Here is a 794-nt window from a genome sequence, read left to right on the forward strand (position 1 = left end):
AATTTCAATAACATCTTCACCACGCTCACGCAGCGGCGGAAGGTCTTGAACCGACATACCGATACGACCATCAGGCAGGGGAATACCTGAAAACTGACACAAAGCACGCTTGGCGATGTGTTTTGGGGTGAAGTTCCACCAGGTTTTGATGGTTCAAGTTGTCGCTGAGGAGAACAGCCTAAAGCACGACCTTGCTTGTTCTGACGGCTCTAATTTGTCTTTACTGTTTGATAAAACAGGCGCAGTGGTCAGCGTGAACACAGCGTTTTATCAAAACTACGGCAACCCTTTCAATCAGTTGATCGACTTCCTCGGGAACGAGGAGACCGTCGACCTCTGGTTGTATTCTGCCATGCGTGGGCAAGAGCTCCTTGAAGAAGTCAGCTGTAAGATAGGTGGCAAGATCCACTACTTCGATGTTCAGGGGAAGTGGTTGTTCGACAAGAGCCAATTACTGCTTAACCTGACCTGCATTACTCGTCAAAAAGAACGCCTTTTACTAGCAAAGTACAACGCCGAGCATGACTGCCTAACCGAACTCTATAATCGCCGTGGTATCACTAACTTGTTGGTTACTAGTATTGATTACCGCTCCCCATTCGAACTGATGTTTCTCGATCTAGACGGTTTCAAACTGGTCAACGATACCTATGGCCACAATGTCGGTGATCAGCTACTCAAACAGGTGGGTATCAGGCTCAAAGAATTGCTAGATGATACTTGCATGATAGGTCGCTTTGGGGGTGATGAGTTCATTGTGATCGCACACGCCTGTCGTAACCAAAACATCCCTC

1 protein-coding gene is annotated in these 794 nt (G+C 47.5%); it reads left to right on the top strand.

The window, feature by feature from the left end:
• Positions 1 to 148: 148 nt before the first annotated feature.
• Positions 149 to 794, top strand: a 646-nt coding sequence (locus tag KIV40_RS27150; RefSeq protein ID WP_285352291.1) for a GGDEF domain-containing protein, incomplete at its 3' end; no start/stop codon positions are given.

The sequence above is a fragment of the Vibrio sp. D173a genome (assembly GCF_030248475.1).